The sequence below is a fragment of the Chitinophaga sp. S165 genome, from assembly GCF_003182155.1.
Classification (GTDB): Bacteria; Bacteroidota; Bacteroidia; order Chitinophagales; family Chitinophagaceae; genus Chitinophaga.
Map to the genome: position 1 here is coordinate 1105546 of NZ_QGTG01000002.1, position 23230 is coordinate 1128775.

The following is a 23230-nucleotide window of genomic DNA, read 5'->3' on the forward strand; positions in this document are numbered from 1 at the left end:
GAGAGGCGGGACACGATGGAAAAAGATTTCAAAAAAAACGATGATCAATTAATGTTTACTTTAAACTTTCCGTCCGTTAATGGCTTTTCTGTTTCACCATTGTTTAAAATGCCGTTGAATTCTCCTTCGGCATACTTACTATTTATGCTTGTAATCTTTATTGTAGCGCTTGTGCTTTCAAAGCCTCCTTCTGTTGTTGAAAAAAGGATAGTTGCATTTTCTGCAGTAGTATAAGTACCAGTGGCTAAAGAATCCTTGAAAATTACCTGTAGGATTATAAAGTTGTTAAGCGTACTTGTTACGCCTTGTACACGCAGTGCTTTCTTACCTACTACAGTAGTATCAAAAGCTTCGCCATAAGAAGTGTTCGCAGAATAGGATTTACCGTCAAATTTGAATTCGCAGGAACCGGATGCCTTAACCACTTCTTCCTTATCACAAGATGTGAAAGCGACCAGACACAGACACAGGAATCCCAGGAGGGAATTGAGTTTCATAGGATAGGTAATTTCTTCAGGTATAGTGATAAATAGGACTGCAAATTAGTTACTTTCCTACGAATTAAATAAAATATTTATAAGTTTTTTAACAAGTATGAAGCAATAAAAAGAGAAGTGTCTGGAAATGAAATACATAAGGAAAACTAAAATCGACAACAGGATCAAGGATAGTAAGTACTAATGCTCTAAAGCTGTCTTGTTTGAGTTATACAAGCTTAAAATGAAAAAGCTGCGGAGGTGTTTTCCGCAGCTTTAAGCTATTTAAACAGGATGAAGGATCTATGACCTTTCATTCCTTGTTATCGTTGAAATTAGGCGTCTATCTTCGCATATTTTGCGTGAGATTCGATGAACTCCCTTCTTGGTGGAACCTCATCACCCATCAGCATACTGAATACGCGGTCTGCTTCTGCAGCGCTTTCGATGGTTACCTGTTTTAAGGTACGGTTATCAGGGTTCATGGTAGTTTCCCACAGCTGTTCTGCGTTCATCTCACCAAGACCTTTATAACGCTGGATAGTTACGCTGTCTTCTTTACCGTTGGCTATTTTCAGGATAGCTGCTTTACGGTCTTCTTCTGTCCATGCATAGATCTGTTCCTTCGCTTTTTTCACCAGGTACAGCGGCGGCTGTGCAATGTATACATAACCTTGTTCCACCATTGCCTTCATATAACGGAATATAAAGGTCAGGATCAGTGTGGCGATGTGGCTACCGTCCACGTCGGCATCCGTCATGATGATCAGCTTATGATAGCGCAGTTTGGCGAGGTTGAGAGCCTTGTCATCTTCTTCTGTACCGATGGTTACGCCAAGAGCGGTAAAGATGTTCTTGATCTCCTCGTTCTCGTATATCTTATGCTCCATGGCTTTTTCGACGTTGAGGATCTTACCTCTCAGTGGCAGGATAGCCTGGAAGCTACGGTTACGGCCTTGTTTAGCTGTACCACCTGCGGAGTCACCCTCAACCAGGTACAGTTCACATTTTTCAGGATCGTTTTCGGAGCAGTCAGCCAGTTTACCAGGTAAGCCGCTACCACTCAGTACACTTTTACGCTGTACCATCTGGCGTGCCTTACGGGCTGCTTCACGGGCCTGTGCTGCCAGTACCACCTTGTTGATGATGATCTTGGCTTCACGTGGATGCTCTTCCAGGTAAGCATCGAGTACGGCTGCTACGGAGCTGTCCACAACACCCATTACATCGGAGTTACCCAGTTTGGTCTTTGTCTGACCTTCAAACTGTGGTTCAGGTACTTTCACGCTGATGATAGCGCTCAAGCCTTCACGGAAGTCATCGCCGGTCACTTCGATCTTGGTCTTCTCGAACAGTTTGTTCTTATCACCATAGCTTTTGAATACACGGGTGATAGCACGGCGGAAACCTGCTACGTGTGTACCACCTTCAATGGTGTTGATGTTATTTACGTAAGAGAAGATATTTTCACTGAAAGAGTCATTATAGATCACCGCTACTTCCACTGCTACGTTGCTGGATGAATCATGTGCCTCGATAAAGATAGGATCAGGCAGCAGTCCGTTACGACGGCCGCTACGGTCCAGCATCTGTACGAATTCGATGATACCGCCTTCGCTGTAGAAAGTTTCGGAGATGGAGTTACCGGCTTCGTCTTTCTCACGTTCGTCAGTCAGCACTATCTTGATCCTGCGGTTCAGGTAAGCCAGTTCACGCAGACGGCCTGCAAGGATTTCGCGGTTGTAGGTGGTATCTTTAAAGATCTCACCGTCCGGTTTAAAATGAACGGTAGTTCCGGTGTTTTCGGCAGTCCCGATCTCGCGTACGGAGTACTGCGGGATACCACGCTGATATTCCTGCTCGAACAGTTTACCTTCACGGCGTACGGTTACATGTAAGAGGGAGCTGAGTGCGTTTACGCAACTCACACCCACCCCGTGCAAACCACCGGATACCTTATATGTGTTTTTGTCGAATTTACCACCTGCGTGCAGTACGGTCATTACCACCTCCAGGGCGGAGCGGCCTTCTTTGGTGTTCATACCGGTAGGAATACCACGACCATCATCCACAACGCGGATGGAGTTGTCCTCACAGATCGTTACTTCAATATTCTTACAATAACCGGCCAGTGCCTCATCGATCGAGTTATCAACCACTTCATACACCAGATGGTGAAGTCCCTTTATACCAATGTCGCCAATGTACATCGCGGGCCGTTTACGCACCGCTTCGAGTCCCTCAAGTACCTGTATACTGTCCGCGTCATATCCTCCCTGTGCGGGTGTAGTTATTTGCGCTATTTCTTCGCTCATATTTGGGTGTAAAGTGTGTTTAGAATTGGATTCTCGTGAATTGTGCAAAAATACGAAAAATGGGGCTTATTTCCATATTTAAGAGGCACTTTTCGAATCGTTGATATCCACATTCGTCAGATGGGGGAATTTTTACCCAGGGCGGTCTCCTTAATTCCCGTAAATAAGGTCTTCCAGACCAGGTTAAAGAACGACTTTTTAATGTCCCGTTCATAGTGAGGATGCGCCAGCCGGGTTTCTCCACCGGCGGGGTTGCTGTCTTTTATGATCAGGACATTGGCAAAAAAGCTCATCAGTCCTTTCTTTTTAAATTCATGGGACCCTTCCTCCTTTTTTAAAATGTTCACTTTCAGGTTGCTGTAGATGAACTTCACCTGACCGGAGGCTTTGCGTTCATTACCTGTCATGCTAAAAGTAAGGTCCTCGATCTGGCAGGATTTCACTTCCACCATACCCAGTGGCTTTAAGACGGGGTTCAGGTCTTTCCCGTCCATGCCTTTTACCTGGCCCGATACACCAAACCGGCCCAGGGTGTCTTTCATGGAGAAGTCAAAATGTGCCTTCAGTTTCCCGCTGTTCATCAGAATAGCGTTCAGGTCGGCCGTGATATGATTTTTCTTAGCGATCATGCTGTCTATATTGGTCACATTACGGAATACGCCATGGACCTGTTTGATACTGAGTTTACCGGCTTCGTCCGATTTCGGATTGATCTCGGTATATAGAATATCGGTTTTCTTGCCCACCAGGCTATCTATATATATAGGTATCGCTAACTTTTTGAACAATTGATTAGGGTACTGCCCTAATTTGTTACCCGGCGCCTCGGGTAGTTTCCGGTTATGGTAGATATCCAGCGTGCCACTATTGATGGTCAGCTTGTCGGCCCAGATGACCTGGTGTTCCAGCAACATCCGTGGCTGGAGCCGGGACAACTCTATTTTGTTCAGTTTTACGTCAAAACGGTCACGCTGGGTTTTGGAGCGGATGTCAAATTCCGCCCTGGGGTATCTTGGCTCTACAGCAAACTGGCCAATCCGTAGCATTTGTTCCTCGGCACTGTATTGTACATCCTTTACATGCATCCAGTAAAGGCTGTCCGGCGTCCGGTAGCGGTATTCGGTCAGGCCGAATTCATAGTTCCGGGCATACAGGAAACGGGTAGGGTCTTCCAGGGCGACGGAATCTATCAGAAAGTCCTTCACCTGGATGCGGAGGTCCTCCAGGTGGGTCATTACCAGGCTGCTGTCCTGTTTTATAACAGTGTACTTCAGGTTTGTGTTGTTCAACTTGAGGGTACCCAGGTAGAGCGATTTTATTTTAGTGGAAATATTCTGATAGGCATTTTTAGGGGCAGTGGTGTCTTTGTTCCTCATATTCATCTCCAGCATGACGACGGGGTTGCTGAATACCAGGGAGCCGGCACTGAGTTCCTTTTTGAAGAAATAACGCCACACTTTGAAATAGCTGAGAGACACCCTGTCGGCCGTAAAGCTGTAAATTAGTTTTGGGGCTCTCTGCTCGTCCTGAAGACGTTTATAAACATCTGGCTCTCTCACAAGGCTTACTTTTTCCAGGCTAAGACTACCGGTGATGGGGTTCAGGGAAAGATCTGCATAGCGCAGCGTATACAGACTGTCCGACATATCCTGGATATAGGCCTTCAGCTGCCACTGGATCTGTTTGTTCCAGCGCTGTCCGATGTACCATGCTGCACCAAGCACCAACAGTATTAGTATAATTATGGAAAGGAGTACCTTTTTCCAGATCCGTATAAAGAGTGATCTTTTTTGCATCATATACAATTAAACGAAATTCATACCATAGTCCCTATAGAAAATCAGGTGATTTCATAAAGAAGTACCCATTTGTGGCAGTCTAAAAAAATATTGAAGTCTGTCAATGAATGGTAAGTGATTATTTTTCATTATTTTAGATGTAGTTTCTACGCTTTTCAGGCACTATCCTTTTGTAACCTGAATGTCAAAACGTTTCTGAATAAAATTTGAATGACTATTTTTGTCACGGATTTAACAAAATGAATGGCGTGAAAGAGGTACAGGACATATTATCATTGGCCATCCGGCAGCCCGCCATGAGCGATCAGCTCCAATTGGCGGAAGACGACGCTGTTACAGTGCCGGACTGTCTGGACTTTACTTTGCAACGGTTTACGTATGATCGTCCGTTGCCGGTAGAAGACATTGCAATGGTAGTATACCAACCGGCCAAAAGAGGGCAGACTGCTGCCATCGAGTTACGCTATTGTGTGGCCGGCAACAAATATTGCCAGAATCCGGGTTGTACTGACCGTGTATGTGTGGATGGACATAAAGATAACTGCGTGCAGAAATCTCCTTCCATTGACATGATCACTGTCCGTTTTCAACCTTCCTTCATACAATCACTGCAGAAAGGGTCTACCAATTCCACCCTTTTCGACATGCAGTCCCGCAAGCCTTTTGTTAAAACGATCCAGCCCAGCACCAAATCTAAAGAGGTACTGGAGCAAATGGTACATCATAATTATGATGGCGCCCTTAAGAACATCTTCCTTCAGAGCAAGGCTTTAGAACTGCTCCTCTTCAGTTCCGACCAGTTTGTACAGAATGATACTGACGACCGTTATGGCTGTCGTTTCCTGACACAACTGGAAGATCGTGAAAAGATAGAGAAAGCCAGGGATATATTATTAGAACAGCTGGATGCGCCTATCACCATCCGTGACCTGGCACGCCGTATCGCCATGAATGAATGTTACCTGAAGAAGGGCTTCAAGGCGATGTATGGCACTACCATCTATGATTATTTCCAGAAGGAAAGGATGGAAAAGGCGAAGAGCCTGTTGTATGAAAGAGGCATGTCTGTTTCTGAGGTAGCGATCCTGATGGGATATTCCTGTATTTCGCATTTCTCTACCGCCTTTAAGAAACATACGGGCCTGAAGCCATGTGAATTGTTACTGCGATAATTAGGTCATAAGTTATTTATATAGAAGTCCCGCTCTTACTGGAGCGGGACTTTTTTTATGGGGCTACGAACAATACGATTCCTGGGCGGAGTTGATCGTCGTGATTTTCCAATTTTTAGTGAATGACTGAGTCAATTATGTGGTTTACAATTGGTTGTATTTGTTGCTTTATTTGAATGACGTACTTTTCCCGATTTGATCAAATGTTTTCCCGAATACAAAAACACTCCCCCGATAATTGGCGTTTCTTTGTATCACGATCGGCAGATATTTATCCTGATCTTCCTTATAAGCTTCCTTATCAGATTTGACCATGGAGAGAGCTTACTGGGCAAAAATGAGTAAAGCCATAAATTTTTTGCACCTCATCAAACACCAATTTTGACCTTTTGGGAAAGTGCAATTTTTGCCAGGTAAGCTTTCTACCGTAATTACATAAAGCCGTCTCGTCTTAAACGAGACGGTTTGTGTTTTTATAAATGTCTGAAGAGGAATAAATCTAGATCCCTTGCTCCTCTTATTGCACTCCTGGATCCAATGGTTTCGACAATCCGAACTTACCACTTACATCAAAATAAACTACAACATCTATCGCTTATCCTTTCTGCCGCGTACAAATATGGTATCTATCGTATTAATATAAGGCTACTAAAAGGGTATCAAAAGGACATTAAGAGGTCATTTATATATCAAATCGATATTGAAGTGACCTTTAAATGATATTTTAGTGCCAATTCAGTATCCTTATATGTACCTTTGAGAAGCGATATAGCAAACTTGTAGTACTAACCTCAAAACGACCTTTTTATGGCCATTGTTAAAGACAATATCCTCATGCAACTTGTACGGGGTTCTCTCGGCAAGCAAATCACGATCTACGAACGGAATGGGCAGATCATTATGGCGAAGAAACGCGGCCCTTCCCGGAAAAAGCCTACCCAAAAGCAGTTAGAAGCAAGGCATAAGATGACTGTCGCTTCGATGCGTGCGCATATTATGCTGGAAGATCCGCAGATCAAGGCTTACTATGAATCGCTGACCGGGCCGGGCCAAAATGCCTATAATATGGCGGTGAAGGATGCTTACCGAAGTCCCGAAGTACAAAACATCAGGTTAGAAGGCCAGGAGGTTGTGGTGACTGCCAAAGATGAGTTCCGGGTAGCGGAAGTGGAGGTAAAGGTAATAGACGGTGACGGTGTTATTACCGAGCGTGGGCGGGCAGTTTTAGGAAGGAACGGAGTAGATTGGTATTATACGGCCACTGCGCTGCCTGCAGACGGTAAGGTCATTGTAGAAGTAAGAGATTTACCGGGAAACCGAACGGTGAAAGAATTGCTGCTTACATAAAAGACATCTTCACGTTTACGGATGGCTTCTCCCGGTGGGAAAGACCGGCCGCAGCGAGCGGTGCGGGTGGGAGCTACGGGCCTTGGTTATTTGAAGTATGCTTAATACGACCTACCCAGGGGTTAAAAAGCATTACTAACGCCCAACCGCCAAACCATTGCTAAATATTAAGGAACTTCAAAGAGCCACAGCCCGCGGCCCCACCCGCAACCGTGAGCTAGAAGGTCCACGCTCGAATCATAGCCATCCCCTTCCGCGTATTTTAGCTTACCAGCCAACGTGGATGATTTTCCTACGTTAAGAGTGTTGACTTATAGTTGTGCCCGATTCATTCACTGATCATCCCCCAGGTTTTCAACTTGATCCGGTATTAGGGGATGGTATAAGGGCGTGCGAAGCTGGACCTATATAAGGGGCTATTAATTATTGTAAATCAATGCAATGTGATAGGCGGTTAAAAGCCGTGATGGCAATTTAGTAATAATCTTGTCATGTCTGACAGGAAGAACGACAGATAGTCGCATAATGTGACATTATGTGTTTTAGGATGACAACTTGTTAGCTAACAATAAGATAGATGAGCGAAAATACTGAGTAAGGACTACTGGAACGAGGGAATATCTTTATCGGGGTTCGGGCCACTGAACAATCAATTTCAGGGAGACGGGCAGTGTTCGGTTAATACAAAAAGAAAACCCCGCCCAAAAGAGCAGGGTCTGTCCTATTTATCCCTATACCTATGAAATACTAATTAATGTGGTTATTATTCTGTAACGGTTCCGTTGTCATTGATCAACACCACTTTCTCAACACCGTTATCCTGAATATTAACCTTGTAATATGCAGCTACATCTGACCTCTCAATTTTCCAGCCATCTTTTATAGTGGCCGTTGGATATTTCGATCTGAGTGTAGAGGATACAGTTTCTGGTATCCTGTCACCTGCATATGAACTACGGGTTGCTACCCACTTACCTTCTGCGTCATATTCTGCCGTAGTCTTTACATCTTCTTTTGTAAAGTTTGCGACCCAATGTCCGCTAAAGTTCTTAGACCACTTTGCTTCCGAGCCTGAAAAGTTCTGCTGAAAAGCATCCTTTACTGCTACGGGAGCTACAACTTCTTTAGCAACTACCTTCTTTGTTTTTTTTGCTGATTTCTTTTGTGCAAAAGTTGTGCCGGAAGATATGATTGCCACACAAATTATTAATACTAACTTTTTCATAAATAATCAGATATGGTTTTTCAATTGGGTTAAGTTTTTCAACTTATTCTTCCGTCGTAGTTACCAAAACAATGCCAAAAAAGACAAGCAACGAACTAAATGCATGGTAAAACTACAAAAAAAACCACAATTAAAAGCAAAATCTAACTTTTTAATGGCCTGCCCTTTTTCATGGCTGCTCTAAAATCAGTAACTTTGCAGAATTTTAATCAACTTATTTTATTAACGTCAAAGGGCGGAGAATTGTTTTATGGCCAGCAAATATCAGGAATATAACCAGCTGAATTTACCGCAGATAGAAAAGGATATATTGGCGCACTGGGAACAGATCCAGGCGTTTGAAAAAAGCGTGTCCCTACGCGAAGGCGCTACTCCTTTCGTATTTTATGAAGGTCCGCCGAGCGCAAATGGTATGCCTGGTATTCACCACGTTATTTCCCGTACCCTTAAAGATCTGGTATGCCGTTACAAAACGATGAGCGGTTTCCAGGTAAAGCGTAAGGGCGGATGGGACACGCATGGTCTACCTGTGGAATTAGGTGTAGAGAAAACGCTCGGCATTACTAAAGAAGATATTGGTAAAAAGATCTCCATTGAAGAGTATAATAATACTTGCCGTACAGAAGTATTAAAATATAAAGATAAGTGGGATGACCTGACCCGTAAAATGGGTTATTGGGTTGATCTCAAATCTCCATACATCACTTTCGACAATACATATATAGAAAGCCTCTGGTGGTGCCTGCAGGAATTATATAAAAAAGGGCTCTTATATAAAAGCGTAAGTATCCAGCCTTATTCTCCTGCTGCCGGTACGGGACTTAGTTCTCATGAACTGAATCAGCCTGGCTGTTATAAAGATGTAAAGGATACCACTGTGGTGGCAATGTTCAAAGCACTGGAATCAGATAAATCTGCTTTCCTGTTTGAAACTGCCAGAAAAGCGGATCCTGCGGCAGAGGTATTCTTCATGGCATGGACGACCACGCCGTGGACCCTGCCATCTAACCTGGGTCTGACAGTAGGCGCCAATATAGAATATGCACTCATACGTACCTTCAATCCTTACACACATTTACCTGTGTTTGTGGTGATGGCGAAAGACCTGATCGGCAAATATTTTAAGAAGGAAGGTGAAGACGGCGATTTCGCTGCTTATAAACCGGAAGATAAGATCATTCCATGGCAGATCCTTTCTGTTTGCAGAGGTAGCCAGCTGGAAAACATCCGTTACGAACAGTTGCTGCCATATGTACAACCAGAGGAAGGCGATCCATTCCGTGTGCTGTTGGGCGATTTCGTAACTACAGAAGATGGTACGGGTATCGTGCATACGGCGCCTGCATTTGGTGCTGATGACAATCGTGTAGGAAAGAAATATGGCATTGGCATACTGACATTGGTAGATCGTCAGGGTAAATTCCTTGACAGTGTAGGTGAATTTGGCGGCCGTTATGTGAAGGATTACAAGAATGATCCGGATTATAAAGATGTGGATGTGGATATTGCGGTGAAACTGAAGAAGGAAAACCGTGCGTTCCGGGTTGAGAAATATGAACATACGTATCCGCACTGCTGGCGTACAGATAAACCGGTATTATATTATCCGCTTGATGCCTGGTTTATCAAAACGTCTGCGCTCAAGGATAGAATGGTGGAACTGAATAAGACCATCAACTGGAAACCAGCCAGCACAGGTACTGGCCGTTTCGGCAACTGGCTGGAGAATATGGTGGATTGGAATCTCAGCCGTAGCCGTTACTGGGGCACACCGCTGCCGGTATGGCGTACAGAAGATGGATCTGAAGAGATCTGTGTTGGAGGTATGGAGGAACTTCGCAGTGAACTGGCTAAGTCCTTTGAAGCAGGTGTTATGACATATGAAGCAGGTACAGCGGGCACTTCCAATGTCCAGGAGTACATCCAATATCTGACGAAAGACCTACATAAGCCATATGTAGATAATATAGTATTGGTGAGCCCTTCTGGTAAGCCAATGAAACGTGAACCGGATCTGATAGACGTATGGTTTGATAGCGGCGCAATGCCATATGCACAGTGGCATTTCCCATTTGAGAATAAAGAAGAGTTTGCAAAGAGCTTCCCTGCCGATTTCATTGCTGAAGGTGTTGACCAGACACGCGGCTGGTTCTATACCCTGCATGCCCTGGCCGCAATGCTGTTTGACAGTGTAGCTTATAAGACGGTAGTATCGAATGGCCTTGTACTGGATAAGACCGGTAATAAGATGAGTAAGCGACTGGGTAATGTTGTGGATCCGTTCGCTACATTGGAACAATTTGGGGCGGACGCAACACGGTGGTACCTTATTACCAACGCGTCTCCGTGGGATAGCATGAAATTTGATATTGAAGGAATCCGTGAGGTACAACGTAAATTGTTCTCCACCCTGTACAATACGTATAATTTCTTCGCGATGTATGCCAACCTGGATAAGTTCACGTTCAGGGAAGCTTATATACCGCTGAAAGATCGTCCGGAGATAGACCGCTGGATCATTTCCCTGCTGAATACGCTGGTAAAAGACGTAACAGGATATTTTAATGATTATGAGCCTACCCAGGCGGGCAGGGCCGTACAGGCTTTTGTTGACGAGCATCTGAGTAACTGGTATGTGCGTTTATGCCGTCGCCGCTTCTGGAAGGGAGAGTACGCGCATGACAAGATCTCTGCTTATCAGACCTTGTATGAGTGTCTCGAAACACTGGCGGGTTTAATGGCCCCGGTGTCACCGTTCTTTGCAGATTGGTTATTTGGCAACCTGAATAATGTTAGTAAACGTCATGCGGAAGCTTCGGTCCATCACATGGATTTTCCTGCGGTGGTAGCTACAGCGGTAGATACAGACCTCGAAGAAAGGATGCAGTTAGCCCAGGACATATCCTCACTGGTATTGTCTCTCAGGAAGAAGGTGAATATCAAAGTAAGGCAGCCGTTACAAAAGATATTAATACCTGTTCAGAACGCTCACATAAAAGAGCAGATAGAAAAGATAGAAGACCTGATAAAAAGTGAGGTGAATGTGAAAGGTATTGACTATCTTACGGAAACGGAAGGTTTCATCAAGAAAAAGATCAAGCCGAATTACAAGTCCCTGGGTGGAAAAATGGGGGCAAAGATGAAAGCCGTAGCTGCAGCCATCAGTGCATTCTCAGCAGCGGACATTGCATCACTGGAGCGTAATGGAGAATTTATCCTTCAGGTTGAAGATGAACAACTACCTATACAGTTATCTGACGTAGAGATCATCTCAGAAGATATTCCCGGTTGGACAGTAGCGAATAAGGGCGCCCTTACGGTAGCGCTCGATATTACTATTACACCAGAGCTCCTGGACGAGGGTAATGCCCGTGAATTGGTGAACCGTATACAAAAAATCAGAAAGGATAGCGACTTTGAACTGACCGATAGGATACAGGTAAAAGTGGCAGTAATGGATAGCCTGAAATCAGCGATTATTAACTATAATGACTATATTTGCACGGAAATTTTGGCAGATAGTCTGGAGTTAGTGCCGGATTTACAGGAAGGTATTGAAATTGAAGTAAATGATTTGACATTCAACGTATTAGTTAACAAAAAAAGCTAATCCCATGGCAACAAGCAAGAAAGTTGCTAGTAAGAAGACCCAAAAGGCAGCGGCTACACCGGCGAAGAAAGCTCCGGTAAAGCAGGCTACACCGGCGAAGAAAGCTGCAGCAGCCAAGCCTGCCGCAAAGAAGGCAGCGGCTCCGGCCAAACCGGCAGCTAAAACTTCTACGCCTAAAGTTGCTACCAAACAGGTCAAACCAACTACAACTCAAAAAGTTGTTGCCAAAAAATCAGCAGTTTCCCAGACGGCTTCGTCCAGTAAATCTGTAGTAAAGAAAGCACCGATAGCAGCTCCGGCGGTGCCACAATCCGTAAAGAAAGCAGCAGCTTCTGCTAAGCCTGCAGCTTCCGCGAAAGTGCCTGATACAAAGAAAGTGGTGACGCCGAGCGTTACTGCAGATAAAGAAAAACTAATTTCCAAGCCAGAAGAAAAAGTAGTAATAATGCCAGTAAAGAATAATAAAGAAGATAAAGAAAAAGTTGTTGCAAAGGATGCTGTTAAAAAAACAGCAGACAAGGTGCAAAAAACTGAAAAGGCAGCTCCGGCGAAAGCCGAAAAGCCTGCTGAACGTGCTGATAAGACTGAAAAAAAAGGCACCAAAGCAACTACATTGGTTACCTACCAGCCAGAGTTCACTAAATCTGTTCTCGACCAGCCGGAACAACCAGCAGGTCCTGTTTATCGTTACAGTGATGCTGATCTGCAGGAATTTAAAGACCTTATCCTGAAAAAGCTGGAAGCAGCGAAAAAGGAACTGGTTTACCTGCAGGGGCTGATCACCCGTAAAGACGAAGCGGGTACCGATGATACTGAAAACAAATATATGAGCATGGAAGATGGCAGCGGCTCCCAGGAAAGGGAACAGCTGAACCAGATGGCCAGCCGTCAGATCCAGTTCATCGATCACCTGGAGAAAGCCTTAGTGCGTATCGAAAACAAAACATACGGTATCTGCCGTGTTACCGGTAAGCTTATCGATAAAGCCCGTCTGCGTGCAGTACCACACGCTACGTTGAGTATCGAAGCGAAACTGGCGAAAAGCAAGTAAGTATTAAGTAGCCGGCAATCCCGGTTCAATCATATTAAAGATCCTGATCTGAAATCCGTTAAGCACATTCATGGCACTGCCTGTGTTGAAACGGAGAATAGATCAGGATTTTTTTATGATATGTAGGAGACGTGTGGTTATAGGATTATAAAAAAGCGTCCCTCCTGTCAACAGAAGGAACGCCAGTGTAAATAAACAGGGGCTTCAAGGAGACTATCTTTATGAGACCTCTTGTTTTTTGCTTTTTCTGATCTGCCGGGCCGCCAGGTAGATCAACCCTGCGGACGCTAGTCCGATAAGGCTGCCTACACCTATCCGTCTTGCCTGTTTTTTGCTGATCGCCGGTAAGCGGAGCTTAAACTTCTCAGGACTGGCCTGGGCTATCTGCAACAACGGTTCCATCCATGGGCCGGGAATAATTTTATCGGCAACTTTTTCTATGTCGGGGCTGACTGCGTCGAATGCGACGCCTACTCCTGCTTCGTCAAGTAGTTGAATGCCATCAGAACCGCTGCCTACGTAAATAATGTTCTGTGACGTGACGTGGTATTTGTCTGCAATATAAGTCAATATATTGCTCTTACAATAAACTGCCGGCTGTGAAGGTATGTTTTTATCCGGACACAGAAAATATTCAGGGATCGTTACTTCGCCTGTAGCCACACTATTATATAGGTGCAGCTTGTTGGCAAAGGCAAAATCCATCCCCAGCTGATTTTTTATGTGCCGGGCAACAAATTCAAATCCATCCGTAATGATACCGCAGGTGTAACCCCGCTTCTTCAGCTCCCTTACCACACTTTTGATATCAGGCACGAGGGGAATGGCATCGGCTACTTCCAGTAACTCCGCCAGATTCCTGCCCTGGAACAGATTGGCCGTATGTTCCAGTATAGTTGCCGGGTCGGTGAAATGTTCCCTGATCTGTTGCAGGGAATGGCCGAAACCGAATTCTGTAGCGGCCGTCATCAGATAGTCTTCCCGGAAGATAGCCTCATCCAGGTTGAAAATGACCATTTTATGCAGTTTATCAATAGATTCCAGGATGGAATATTCCATCTGTTCCCTGATGATGTTGATCTTGCCTAGTGTTTCAAGATTCTCCTGCGGAATATTCTCCGCTTTCCGTAGAATGGTCCGGGATACTTCCCTTGACATCTTGCTAAGCTGTTCCCAGGTCTGCATGGCGTTTTCCACTCTGCCGATATTGGCTTCGGTGATACGGGCGCCCATCACATGCATGTCTATCAGCAGCCCAATATCCACGCCGTAGTCATTTTCAAAGCGTACCTGCGACAATAGCGTCTTCCTTGCCGCGATCATACCACTGAGCGGTTGATTGAAGCTGGCTAATTCAGGAAAAAGGATACTCAGTAAGGGTTTGGCCACCAGCTGGGTAACCCGGCCTGCCTGGCGTTCGAAATAAGATTTTACAAAGTCTGCTTTTCCTTCTATTATAGGGTCTGTCAATAACTCCACAATATTTTCAGGATAGGTAAGGATGTCGCCATCTACATACATCACAATATCATTTTTCGCAGCCATCATACCTTCCCGCATGGATATGCCTTTGCCTCGCTGGCTACTCGTAATGACCCGCACTTTCTCTTTCAGGGCTTCCTCCACAGAATTATCATTGGAATTATCATCTACTACGATGATCTCTATCTTTCTTGTTGTTTTTTTGATGGTTTTAATCACCTGACGCAATGTAGCCCCCTCGTTCAGAACCGGAATAATAATGGAAATCATAGGCGAACGCTTGTTTTAAGTGAAATAATCAGCCTGCCGTAAAATAAGAACGACCCACAGGCCATATCTGACATAGGGCCTATGGGTCGCAAAAATGGGGCCATAGCAGGGGCTGCTATGTTTATATTAATGCTATTTAAATTCCTGCATCTCTACCAGTTTCCTGTAAATGCCGTCATTAGCGATCAATTCATCGTGTGTACCACGTTCCTTGATCTCGCCTTTATCAAGCACCACGATTTCATCCGCATGCTGGATAGTGGAAAGACGGTGTGCAATTACGACAGTGGTGCGATTTTCCATCAGTTTGTCTAAAGCGTCCTGTACCAGTTTCTCCGATTCAGTGTCCAAAGCGGAAGTCGCTTCGTCGAGTATCAGGATAGGAGGATTTTTGAAGATGGCGCGTGCGATGGTCAGACGCTGGCGCTGACCGCCACTCAGTTTCATACCGCGGTCGCCGATAGATGTCTCATAACCGTTTTCCAGCTGCACAATGAATTCATGTGCATTGGCGATTTTGGCAGCATTGATCACGGCCTCCTTGTCGGGATTCGGATGTCCGAATGCGATGTTGTTCAAAACAGTGTCGTTAAAAAGGATGGCCTCCTGGGACACCATACCTGTCAATGCCCGCAGGTCGTGCATTTTCACATCACGGATGTCCTGGCCGTCAATCCGGATACTTCCGGACGTAACGTCATAGAAACGGGGTATCAGGTCGGCCATAGTGGATTTACCAGCGCCGCTTTTACCTACCAGCGCCACCATGCGGCCTTTTGCTATTTTAAGTTGTACGTTTTTCAGTACCGGGTTTTCATTATAGGCGAAGCTCACATTGTTAAACTCGATGTCATGGTCAAAAGCAGGTAATGATTTGGCATCTGGTTTATCAACGATCGTGTTGGCCTGGTCCATGATACGCAACACTCTTTCTCCGGCAGATATCCCTCTTGGTAAAGCGGTGAATGCAGTACCTATAGACTTGGCAGGGGCCAGGATCTGGAAATAAAAGCCCAGGTATGCAATGAAGGCGCCTCCGGTCAGTGAGCTATCACCTGACAGGATTAGCCGGCCACCGTACAGCATGATGACGATCACCACCAATACGCCTAGTATTTCAGAAACGGGAGAAGCCATTTCACGCTGGTCCTGCATGGCTTTGAAGGTGCTGGCATAACTAAGGTTATCCTGCTGGAATTTATTCTTAACAAACGGTTCAGCATTAAATGCCTTGATGATACGCACACCAGACAAGGTTTCTTCGGTGATATTCAACAGCTTACCTAATAAGGTCTGGCTTGTATTAGACTGTCTTTTCAGCTTTTTAGAAACTGAGCTGAGCACCAATCCGGAGATAGGAAAGAATAATAAGGTGAAAAAGGTCAGTTCTTTTGATAAAGTAAATAGTGCAATGAATGTAGATATGATCACCAGCGGATCACGGAGGATCGTTTGCATGGCAGTGGTCACAGAGTTCTCCACTTCTACCACGTCGCCACTGAGTACCGACAAGAGGTCTCCTTTGCGTTCGTTATGGAAGAATCCCAGGGATTGGGTCGCATACTGGTGGAATACCTTGTCCCTCATCTTGCGCAGCATGTTCACGCGCATACGTGTGAGGACCTTCTGGCTCAGGTAGCCAAAGAGGTTTTTCAGCAGGATACTCACAAAGATGACTACACATATGTAAATAAGTACAGGGAATTTATCACCGTTATATCGCTGGAGAAGCGATGTCAGGTAATAGTTGAAAACATCTTTGAAATACGCTATTGATAATGAAAATGTGGGCAGGTGTGTCACGATTTCCTGTTCACCGGTGCCAAACAGCGCATTCATTAGCGGGATGATCAGTGTAAAGTTCATCAATCCGAAAAGGGTGTAAAGCAACACATACACGACATATTCCGGCACATAGTGGTGATAGGGCTTTGACAAACTCAGCAACCTGAAAAAAGTCTTCATCTTACGATATTTATCTTGTCTGTTTATCCTTTCCGGAAGCAGGGACTGATTTTATATCTGTCAGCACATGCCCGTTTCCTTATCTTTGCCGGAGAAGATTGAATTAAGGGTGCAAGTTAATACAATCTCAAATCTTAAAATATTATGCAGGAAAGCAAAAGACAGAAACAAATAGGGCAGCTGTTACAGAAAGAACTCAGTGAAATTTTTCAGCGTATGGGATTCAACGTGCTGGAAGGGGGAATGATCTCCATTTCTACGGTACGTATGACGCCCGATCTGCTGGAGGCGAGGGTATACCTGAGTATGTTCCAGATTGCCGATAACCACGCTATGGTAAACAGGATCAAGGAAAGAATGGGTGAGATCAAGAAAGAACTGGGTAACCGTGTAGGAAAACAATTACGCCGTGTGCCTGAATTGTCCCTGTTCCTCGACGATACGCTGGATTATGTATTCAAGATGGAAGAGCTGTTCAAGAAGATCAAAGACGACGACGGAGGGAAGGAAAACAATTAAAATCACATCATTTTGATCTGGCAGTTCGCATCCCGTTATTTCCGGGCTAAAAAAAGTACCAATGCCATTAATATTATCGCCTGGGTCAGTGTATCGGCAATTGCAGTAGGTGCAGGTGCGCTGATCGTTATCCTCAGTGTATTTAACGGGTTCGAAGGACTGGTGAAATCCCTGTATTCTACTTTTTATCCATCAGTAAAGATCAGCGCTGTGACTGGTAAGTCTATTACGCTTACAGCGGCTCAACTGAAACAGATCGCTGCTGTAAAAGGTGTAGCCGATATGACGGAAGTTGTGGAAGAGAAAGCTGTTTTACGCTATGGTGAAGGAGATCAGACTATTGCCATCCTGAAGGGAGTGGACAATAATTACAATAAAGTAGCGGCAGTAGATAAGAGCATTGCCCATGGTAAATTTGATACGGGCGACGAAAATGGCTATAAGGCAATATTGGGTGTTGATCTTGAACTGGCGCTAGGAGTGGATTTAGAGCGCGATCTGACACCTGTCAGCGTTTATCTTCCCCGCAGAAATGTGAAAAGTGTTACTACACCTGAAGATGCATTGGGTAGCGGGATATTATATCCGTCAGGATCTTTTGCTATTCAGCAGGAATTCAACAGCAAATATGTGATCACAAATATAGCGTTCATGCGTGGGCTGCTAGGGATGAATAACGACGAGATGTCGGCGCTGGAAGTGAAAGGTGTACCCGGCCTGGACGACATGGTATTGAAGCAGCGCCTGCAGGCAGTAGTAGGCAATGGTTTTACTGTTGAAACCCGCTATGAACAGAACCAGGCATTATATGCAATTATGCAGACCGAGAGATGGGCGGTGTATGTGATCATGACTTTCATTCTGGTGATCGCTGCATTTAATATGATCGGCTCATTGTATATGCTGGTAATGGAAAAGCGAAAGGATATCACCATTTTGAATGCAATGGGGGCCCGTTCACAACTGATCATGCGTATCTTCCTTACTGAAGGACTGATCATTGCAGGAATAGGAACATTGATCGGTTTTGGGATCAGTATCGTGTTTTGCTTATTACAGCAGAAATTCGGATTTATAAAGCTGGAAGAAGATTCTTTCCTGGTGAATGCTTACCCGGTAAGTATGCACATCGGTGATTTTATCCTGGTAAGTGTTACGATCCTGGTGATTGGGGCGGCAGCCAGTTGGTATCCTGCAAAAAGGGCTTCCAGACAGCACATGGAGTTAAAAGCGACCTGATAACAATTACAATTACAACAAGAATAATATTAAATTAAAAAGCATCCGTTTATAAGGCGGATGCTTTTTTTATTAGAAGTATTGTTATTAATAGTCGCCTAATTCCGTTGCTGGTAATTGAGTAAGCGCTTTTGCCAGTTGTTCATCATTCGGAGCAATACCATGCCACTCGTGATGACCTTCCATGAAGTCAACGCCTTTACCCATTACGGTTTTCATCAGGATCACGATAGGCTGTCCCTGTCCGGTTAAGCTAACAGCTTTTTCCAGGGTAGCTACTACTTCGTCCATATTGTTACCGTCCATGTGCAGTACTTTCCATCCGAAAGAAGCAAATTTCGGCTCCAGGTCGCCCAGGCCGGCTACATCTGCCACGGTACCATCGATCTGCTGACCGTTCCAGTCAACTGTTACGATAAGATTATCTACTTTATGGTGGGGAGCAAACATGATCGCTTCCCAGTTCTGACCTTCTTCAAGCTCGCCATCACCATGGAGGGAGAACACCAGACGGTCATCGTTATTTAATTTTTTACTGAGAGCAGCACCGATGGCTACGCTCATACCCTGTCCGAGGGAACCTGAAGCAACCCTGATACCTGGCAGGTGCTCATGAGTGGTCGGGTGACCCTGAAGGCGGGAGTTAAGTTTACGGAAGGTAGCCAGTTCTTCTTTTGGAAAATAGCCTGCGTGGGCTAAAGTGCTGTAGAATACTGGTGAAATGTGCCCGTTTGAAAGGAAGAACAGGTCCTGATCTCCACCATCCATGTCAAAAGGCTGCGGCTTATGCTGCATAATTTTGAAATAAAGGGCGGTAAAGAAATCTGCACATCCTAAAGAACCACCTGGATGGCCGCTTTGGCAGCCATGCACCATACGAACTATGTCCCGTCTTATTTGTGTTGCTATGTCTTTCAACTGAGGCATGATAATTGCAAATTTTGAATTGCTAAATTAATAGAAAAATTAGATAGATACCTGGCATATTTAGTCTCTAAAGCTAATAGTTTTTCGTGATCCAGGCTTCAAATCTATTTAATTTCCTATTTTTTTGATACACATTTGATTGAAATTAATATCTTTGCAGGAATCAAGCCCCTCCCAACATGGAGAATGTTTTAATTGCGACCGTCCTGAGTTTTGTTATAACCTATTTTGCAATCCCTGTTTTAATAAGGGTTGCTGAATTGAAGCATCTTTATGACGAACCGGACGAACGGAAATCTCACAAGGCTCGTATACCAACTTTAGGGGGTATCGGTTTTTTTTCAGGTTTTGTAATGGCATCTGCGGTATGTGTACCTGCGTTTGCTGATTCCCCTTTTCAGTATATGGTGGCGGCATTCATCGTGATCTTTATGGTTGGGATGAAGGATGATATTGTGGGACTTTCTCCGTTGAAAAAACTGATCGGGCAGTTAATGGCTTCTTTCGCCGTAATATATCTGGGCAATTTACAGATCAGCAGCATGTACGGAATAATGGGCATTGATGCTCTTCCTCCACATTTCAGTCTCTTACTTACTTATTTTACTTTCCTGGTTATCATTAACGCCTTCAACCTGATCGATGGAGTGGATGGTTTGGCGGGTAGCATCGGTATGCTGGTATCCGGCGTACTGGGTACTTATTTCCTGTATACCGGCGAATTGCTATATGCTGTAATGGGTTTTGCTATGGCTGGCGGACTGGCGGCTTTTCTTATCTACAACATTTCTCCCGCACGTATATTCATGGGGGACACCGGGTCCCTGATGGTAGGATTGGTAAACGCAATTCTGGCTGTTAAATTTATTGAAGTAGCGGGCAACCCCGCCGGTAAACTGCCGGTAACTTCCGTACCTATTGTGGCAATCGCTATCCTGATCATGCCGTTGTTCGATACATTACGCGTATTTGCCATCCGTATGATGAACGGAAGATCTCCTTTTTCTGCAGACCGTAACCACATTCACCACTATCTGCTGGAACTGGGCCTGAACCATAAACAGACTTCTGTGGTAATGGTAATGATCAACGCAGGTTATATTGCCCTGGCATTTGCCCTGCAGGATATTGGCTCTGCCTACCTGTTAAGTGCGATACTGGGTTCGGCGCTGCTGCTTACCGGAATACTGTATCAGATGAAAAAAAGGAAGGAAGCCATGCTGCGGGCGCTTACAGTTTCAGCTATCAAGGATGCTGCCACTGAGGCACAGGTTACGGCTAATCCCCCTAAGATCCTGCGTGTGAACACAAAAGGTATCCTGCAGGACAAATAATTACAGGCCCGGTCATCCTGTACCGGAGCCCCTCCCTTTGTAACGACTTTCCAAATTCAGATAAATCCTGTAGGTTTGCAGGCACTTAATTATTTTTTGCTATGCAAGATGATCTAACGTTAATTATAGACGATGCCACCGGAACCATGCAAAAGGCCATCGGACACCTGGAAGTAGAACTCACTAAGATCAGGGCCGGTAAAGCTAACCCGCAGATATTGGATGGAATTACGGTAGACTACTATGGTGCGCCTACTCCCCTTGCGCAGGTAGCTAACATCGCAGTGGCTGATGCCCGTACCCTGACCATTCAGCCATGGGAAAGGAATATGCTTCAACCAATAGAAAGGGCGATCATTGCCTCTAATATTGGCATTAATCCGCAGAACGACGGACAGATTATCCGTATGTTCCTGCCTCCACTAACCGAAGAAAGAAGAAAGGAATTTGTAAAACGCGCCCTTAATGAAGGCGAGCAGGCGAAAATAGCTATCAGGAACATCCGCAGGGATGCGATCGAAGCTATAAAGAAATTGCAGAAAGATGGTTTGAGTGAGGATACGGCAAAAGATGCAGAAAGCGACGTTCAGGGCCTGACCAACAAATACATTGACATAGTAGACAAGCATACCGCGCAGAAGGAGAAAGAGATCATGGTGATCTAACCTGCATTGCCGGTAAATACTGCATCACGCAGTAGCTGAACTTACATAAAAGAAATAAAGCAAAACGCTGGTCCGTCGGGATCAGCGTTTTGCTTTATTAACGATATATACACCCGCAAGGATTACCCCAAGACATAATACCTGCATGAACGAGATCCGCTCGCCAGCAAGCAAGCCCCATCCAATAGCAACTACCGGCAAGGCATAAGTGACCATAGAAGCGAATAATGCCCCGGCCTTATTGATCAGAATGTAGAACAGCACGGAAGCGATACCACTACCCAGCACACCCAGTGTAACACTGGCGGCTAATGAACGCCACGGTACTTCAGGGCCGGACAGAATAGGAAAGAAGTCGGTGAAGATGAGCACCGGTAATGCAAAAATGGCGCAGAAGAATAAGGCAATAGAGCCTAGTTGCAAAGAACTGTATCCCTTCAGATGGTGATGTACCAGCGCAATATTGACCCCGTAACAAATGGTGGCCAGTACGATCCACAAACCATAATACCAATAACCGGTATCTACGCCTTTTACCACAAAGAGCAGCACTACACCGAGCAGACCGATAAAAATGCCCCCTAGCTGTTGCCTGACAATAGGCGCCTGAAAGAGGAAGAAGCCTGCCAGTAAAGACATCAGTGGCACCAGACCATTTAATATACCAGCCAACGCACTGTCTATCCGGGTTTCAGCGATACAGAACAGGTAAGCCGGTACGAGATTGCCCAGAATACCAGATAAAATAATGATAGGGATCTTATTCAGTGGCGTCTTACATATGAACTTTATGAAAAATGGCAGTAAGGCGATGCCTGCACTCAGCAGGCGTAAGCTGGCTACCTGGTATGGTGAAAGGGCTTCCAGACCGATTTTCATCAGTATAAAAGAACTACCCCAGGTCAATGATAATAATAGGAAGATGCTCCAGTTGATGGCACGGCTGTTCACGCAAGGTTGTTTTAAGTCAGCAAAGTTCCGTATATTTTATTAATATGAACAGGCAGATTTTACCATGACTTCAACACTTCGGAGTGTATTTTGTTACTGTTACATGAACTTAACCCTCGTATCATGAATAAGATCAATCTCTCAGATATCAGCACGGACGCACCTGAAGGAATGGATAAAAGAGTTATCAAGGCTGTTACAAAAGAAATAGTGGAAGAACTGGATGAGCTGCAAAATCTTTTATATGCATCGCATAACCACTCTATTTTAATAATACTGCAGGGAATGGACGCCAGCGGAAAAGATGGCCTCATCAGAAAAGTGTTGGGTAATATGAACCCGCAGGGAGTAGATGTGCAATCATTTAAAGCACCAACTGAAGAAGAAAAAGACCACGATTTTCTATGGCGTGTACACAGGTTTGCACCTGCAAAAGGAATGATACAAGTGTTTAACCGTTCGCACTATGAAGACATTCTGATACAACGTGTGCATAAATGGATAGACGATAAAACAGCGGAAAAAAGAATGAAGGCCATCAATGATTTTGAACGGCTGCTAAGCGAACATAACAACACAACGATACTGAAATTCTATCTGCATATTTCAGAAGAAGAACAGAAAGTGCGCCTGAAAGAACGATTGGAAGACCCTCGTAAAATGTGGAAGTATAATAAGAACGATTCGGTGGAAGCCAGGTTGTGGAAGGATTACAGGAAAATGTATGAAGAGGCTATTGAGCATTGCAATGAAATCAAATGGATGATAGTCCCTTCAGACAGAAATTGGTATAAAGAATACGTAGTGGCACAAACGTTGAGGGACACACTCCGTTCTTTACACATGGAGTACCCGAAACTGAAGGTATAAAATGGTAACAGGA

17 protein-coding genes are annotated in these 23230 nt (G+C 44.8%); 9 read left to right on the plus strand and 8 right to left on the minus strand.

The features are described 5' to 3' along the window. Positions 1-44: 44 nt before the first annotated feature. The 3 genes from C7475_RS12765 to C7475_RS12775 form a co-directional block, all read right to left on the minus strand. Entirely contained in the window at positions 45-497 is a 453-nt protein-coding gene (locus C7475_RS12765; protein WP_110053726.1) for a hypothetical protein, read from the minus strand. Between the two features lie 314 nt (positions 498-811). Beyond that, positions 812-2791: a DNA topoisomerase (ATP-hydrolyzing) subunit B gene (gene gyrB / locus C7475_RS12770; RefSeq protein WP_110053727.1), complete on the minus strand. Its 1980-nt coding sequence runs from the start codon at positions 2789-2791 to the stop codon at positions 812-814. Between the two features lie 116 nt (positions 2792-2907). Beyond that, the gene (locus tag C7475_RS12775; protein ID WP_146217534.1) at positions 2908-4587 is read right to left on the minus strand and encodes a hypothetical protein; all 1680 of its coding nucleotides are present in this window, start codon (positions 4585-4587) and stop codon (positions 2908-2910) included. 251 nt (positions 4588-4838) lie between these two features. Here C7475_RS12775 and C7475_RS12780 point away from each other — a divergent pair, with 251 nt between their 5' ends. Both C7475_RS12780 and C7475_RS12785 read left to right on the plus strand, forming a co-directional pair. Next, entirely contained in the window at positions 4839-5762 is a 924-nt protein-coding gene (locus C7475_RS12780) for an AraC family transcriptional regulator (RefSeq protein WP_158286497.1), read from the plus strand. An 807-nt stretch (positions 5763-6569) separates the two neighbouring features. Beyond that, positions 6570-7109: a hypothetical protein gene (locus C7475_RS12785; RefSeq protein ID WP_110053730.1), complete on the plus strand. Its 540-nt coding sequence runs from the start codon at positions 6570-6572 to the stop codon at positions 7107-7109. A 763-nt stretch (positions 7110-7872) separates the two neighbouring features. On the opposite strand, the gene C7475_RS12790 is transcribed toward C7475_RS12785, so the two are convergent. Continuing rightward, on the minus strand, positions 7873-8334 hold the full coding sequence (locus C7475_RS12790; protein WP_110053731.1) for a PepSY-like domain-containing protein: 462 nt from the start codon (positions 8332-8334) through the stop codon (positions 7873-7875). Between the two features lie 250 nt (positions 8335-8584). On the opposite strand from C7475_RS12790, the gene ileS reads away from it, so the two are divergent. Both ileS and C7475_RS33285 read left to right on the plus strand, forming a co-directional pair. Next, positions 8585-11944, plus strand: coding sequence for an isoleucine--tRNA ligase (gene ileS, locus C7475_RS12795; protein ID WP_110053732.1), 3360 nt, complete (start codon positions 8585-8587; stop codon positions 11942-11944). Between the two features lie 4 nt (positions 11945-11948). After that, positions 11949-12995 (plus strand): TraR/DksA C4-type zinc finger protein, encoded by a 1047-nt coding sequence (locus tag C7475_RS33285; RefSeq protein ID WP_233259838.1) that lies wholly within the window; start codon positions 11949-11951, stop codon positions 12993-12995. 219 nt (positions 12996-13214) lie between these two features. Here the strand turns inward: C7475_RS33285 and C7475_RS12810 are convergent, their stop codons facing one another. Next, positions 13215-14747 (minus strand): glycosyltransferase, encoded by a 1533-nt coding sequence (locus C7475_RS12810; protein WP_110053734.1) that lies wholly within the window; start codon positions 14745-14747, stop codon positions 13215-13217. A gap of 132 nt (positions 14748-14879) precedes the next feature. Further along, positions 14880-16712, minus strand: coding sequence for an ABC transporter ATP-binding protein (locus C7475_RS12815; protein WP_110053735.1), 1833 nt, complete (start codon positions 16710-16712; stop codon positions 14880-14882). Between the two features lie 144 nt (positions 16713-16856). Between C7475_RS12815 and rbfA the strand changes: the two genes are divergently transcribed. Then, positions 16857-17231: a 30S ribosome-binding factor RbfA gene (gene rbfA, locus C7475_RS12820; protein WP_110053736.1), complete on the plus strand. Its 375-nt coding sequence runs from the start codon at positions 16857-16859 to the stop codon at positions 17229-17231. A 12-nt stretch (positions 17232-17243) separates the two neighbouring features. Further along, complete coding sequence (locus C7475_RS12825) at positions 17244-18470, plus strand: FtsX-like permease family protein (RefSeq protein WP_110053737.1); 1227 nt, start codon at positions 17244-17246, stop codon at positions 18468-18470. Between the two features lie 87 nt (positions 18471-18557). Here C7475_RS12825 and C7475_RS12830 read toward each other — a convergent pair whose 3' ends face one another. Then, positions 18558-19397 carry a transketolase gene (locus C7475_RS12830; protein ID WP_110053738.1) on the minus strand — a complete coding sequence of 280 codons (840 nt, stop codon included), beginning with the start codon at positions 19395-19397 and terminating at the stop codon, positions 18558-18560. 179 nt (positions 19398-19576) lie between these two features. On the opposite strand from C7475_RS12830, the gene C7475_RS12835 reads away from it, so the two are divergent. Together C7475_RS12835 and frr are read left to right on the plus strand one after the other, a co-directional pair. After that, positions 19577-20731, plus strand: a complete 1155-nt coding sequence (locus C7475_RS12835) for a glycosyltransferase family 4 protein (protein WP_110053739.1) — start codon at positions 19577-19579, stop codon at positions 20729-20731. Between the two features lie 101 nt (positions 20732-20832). Then, positions 20833-21396 carry a ribosome recycling factor gene (frr, locus tag C7475_RS12840; protein WP_110053740.1) on the plus strand — a complete coding sequence of 188 codons (564 nt, stop codon included), beginning with the start codon at positions 20833-20835 and terminating at the stop codon, positions 21394-21396. Positions 21397-21477: 81 nt separating this feature from the next. Here the strand turns inward: frr and C7475_RS12845 are convergent, their stop codons facing one another. Next, positions 21478-22347 carry a DMT family transporter gene (locus tag C7475_RS12845; RefSeq protein WP_110053741.1) on the minus strand — a complete coding sequence of 290 codons (870 nt, stop codon included), beginning with the start codon at positions 22345-22347 and terminating at the stop codon, positions 21478-21480. A 123-nt stretch (positions 22348-22470) separates the two neighbouring features. Between C7475_RS12845 and C7475_RS12850 the strand changes: the two genes are divergently transcribed. Continuing rightward, positions 22471-23217: a PPK2 family polyphosphate kinase gene (locus C7475_RS12850; protein WP_110053742.1), complete on the plus strand. Its 747-nt coding sequence runs from the start codon at positions 22471-22473 to the stop codon at positions 23215-23217. The last annotated feature ends 13 nt before the right edge of the window (positions 23218-23230 follow it).

Coding starts and splice junctions, on each gene's coding strand:
- rbfA (WP_110053736.1), top strand. CDS start 16,857: ATGCAGGAAAGCAAAAGACAGAAACAAATAGGGCAGCTGTTACAGAAA.
- C7475_RS33285 (WP_233259838.1), top strand. CDS start 11,949: ATGGCAACAAGCAAGAAAGTTGCTAGTAAGAAGACCCAAAAGGCAGCG.
- ileS (WP_110053732.1), top strand. CDS start 8,585: ATGGCCAGCAAATATCAGGAATATAACCAGCTGAATTTACCGCAGATA.
- C7475_RS12775 (WP_146217534.1), bottom strand. CDS start 4,587: ATGCAAAAAAGATCACTCTTTATACGGATCTGGAAAAAGGTACTCCTT.
- C7475_RS12785 (WP_110053730.1), top strand. CDS start 6,570: ATGGCCATTGTTAAAGACAATATCCTCATGCAACTTGTACGGGGTTCT.
- C7475_RS12815 (WP_110053735.1), bottom strand. CDS start 16,712: ATGAAGACTTTTTTCAGGTTGCTGAGTTTGTCAAAGCCCTATCACCAC.
- C7475_RS12835 (WP_110053739.1), top strand. CDS start 19,577: ATGGAGAATGTTTTAATTGCGACCGTCCTGAGTTTTGTTATAACCTAT.
- C7475_RS12765 (WP_110053726.1), bottom strand. CDS start 497: ATGAAACTCAATTCCCTCCTGGGATTCCTGTGTCTGTGTCTGGTCGCT.
- gyrB (WP_110053727.1), bottom strand. CDS start 2,791: ATGAGCGAAGAAATAGCGCAAATAACTACACCCGCACAGGGAGGATAT.
- frr (WP_110053740.1), top strand. CDS start 20,833: ATGCAAGATGATCTAACGTTAATTATAGACGATGCCACCGGAACCATG.
- C7475_RS12830 (WP_110053738.1), bottom strand. CDS start 19,397: ATGCCTCAGTTGAAAGACATAGCAACACAAATAAGACGGGACATAGTT.
- C7475_RS12850 (WP_110053742.1), top strand. CDS start 22,471: ATGAATAAGATCAATCTCTCAGATATCAGCACGGACGCACCTGAAGGA.
- C7475_RS12790 (WP_110053731.1), bottom strand. CDS start 8,334: ATGAAAAAGTTAGTATTAATAATTTGTGTGGCAATCATATCTTCCGGC.
- C7475_RS12810 (WP_110053734.1), bottom strand. CDS start 14,747: ATGATTTCCATTATTATTCCGGTTCTGAACGAGGGGGCTACATTGCGT.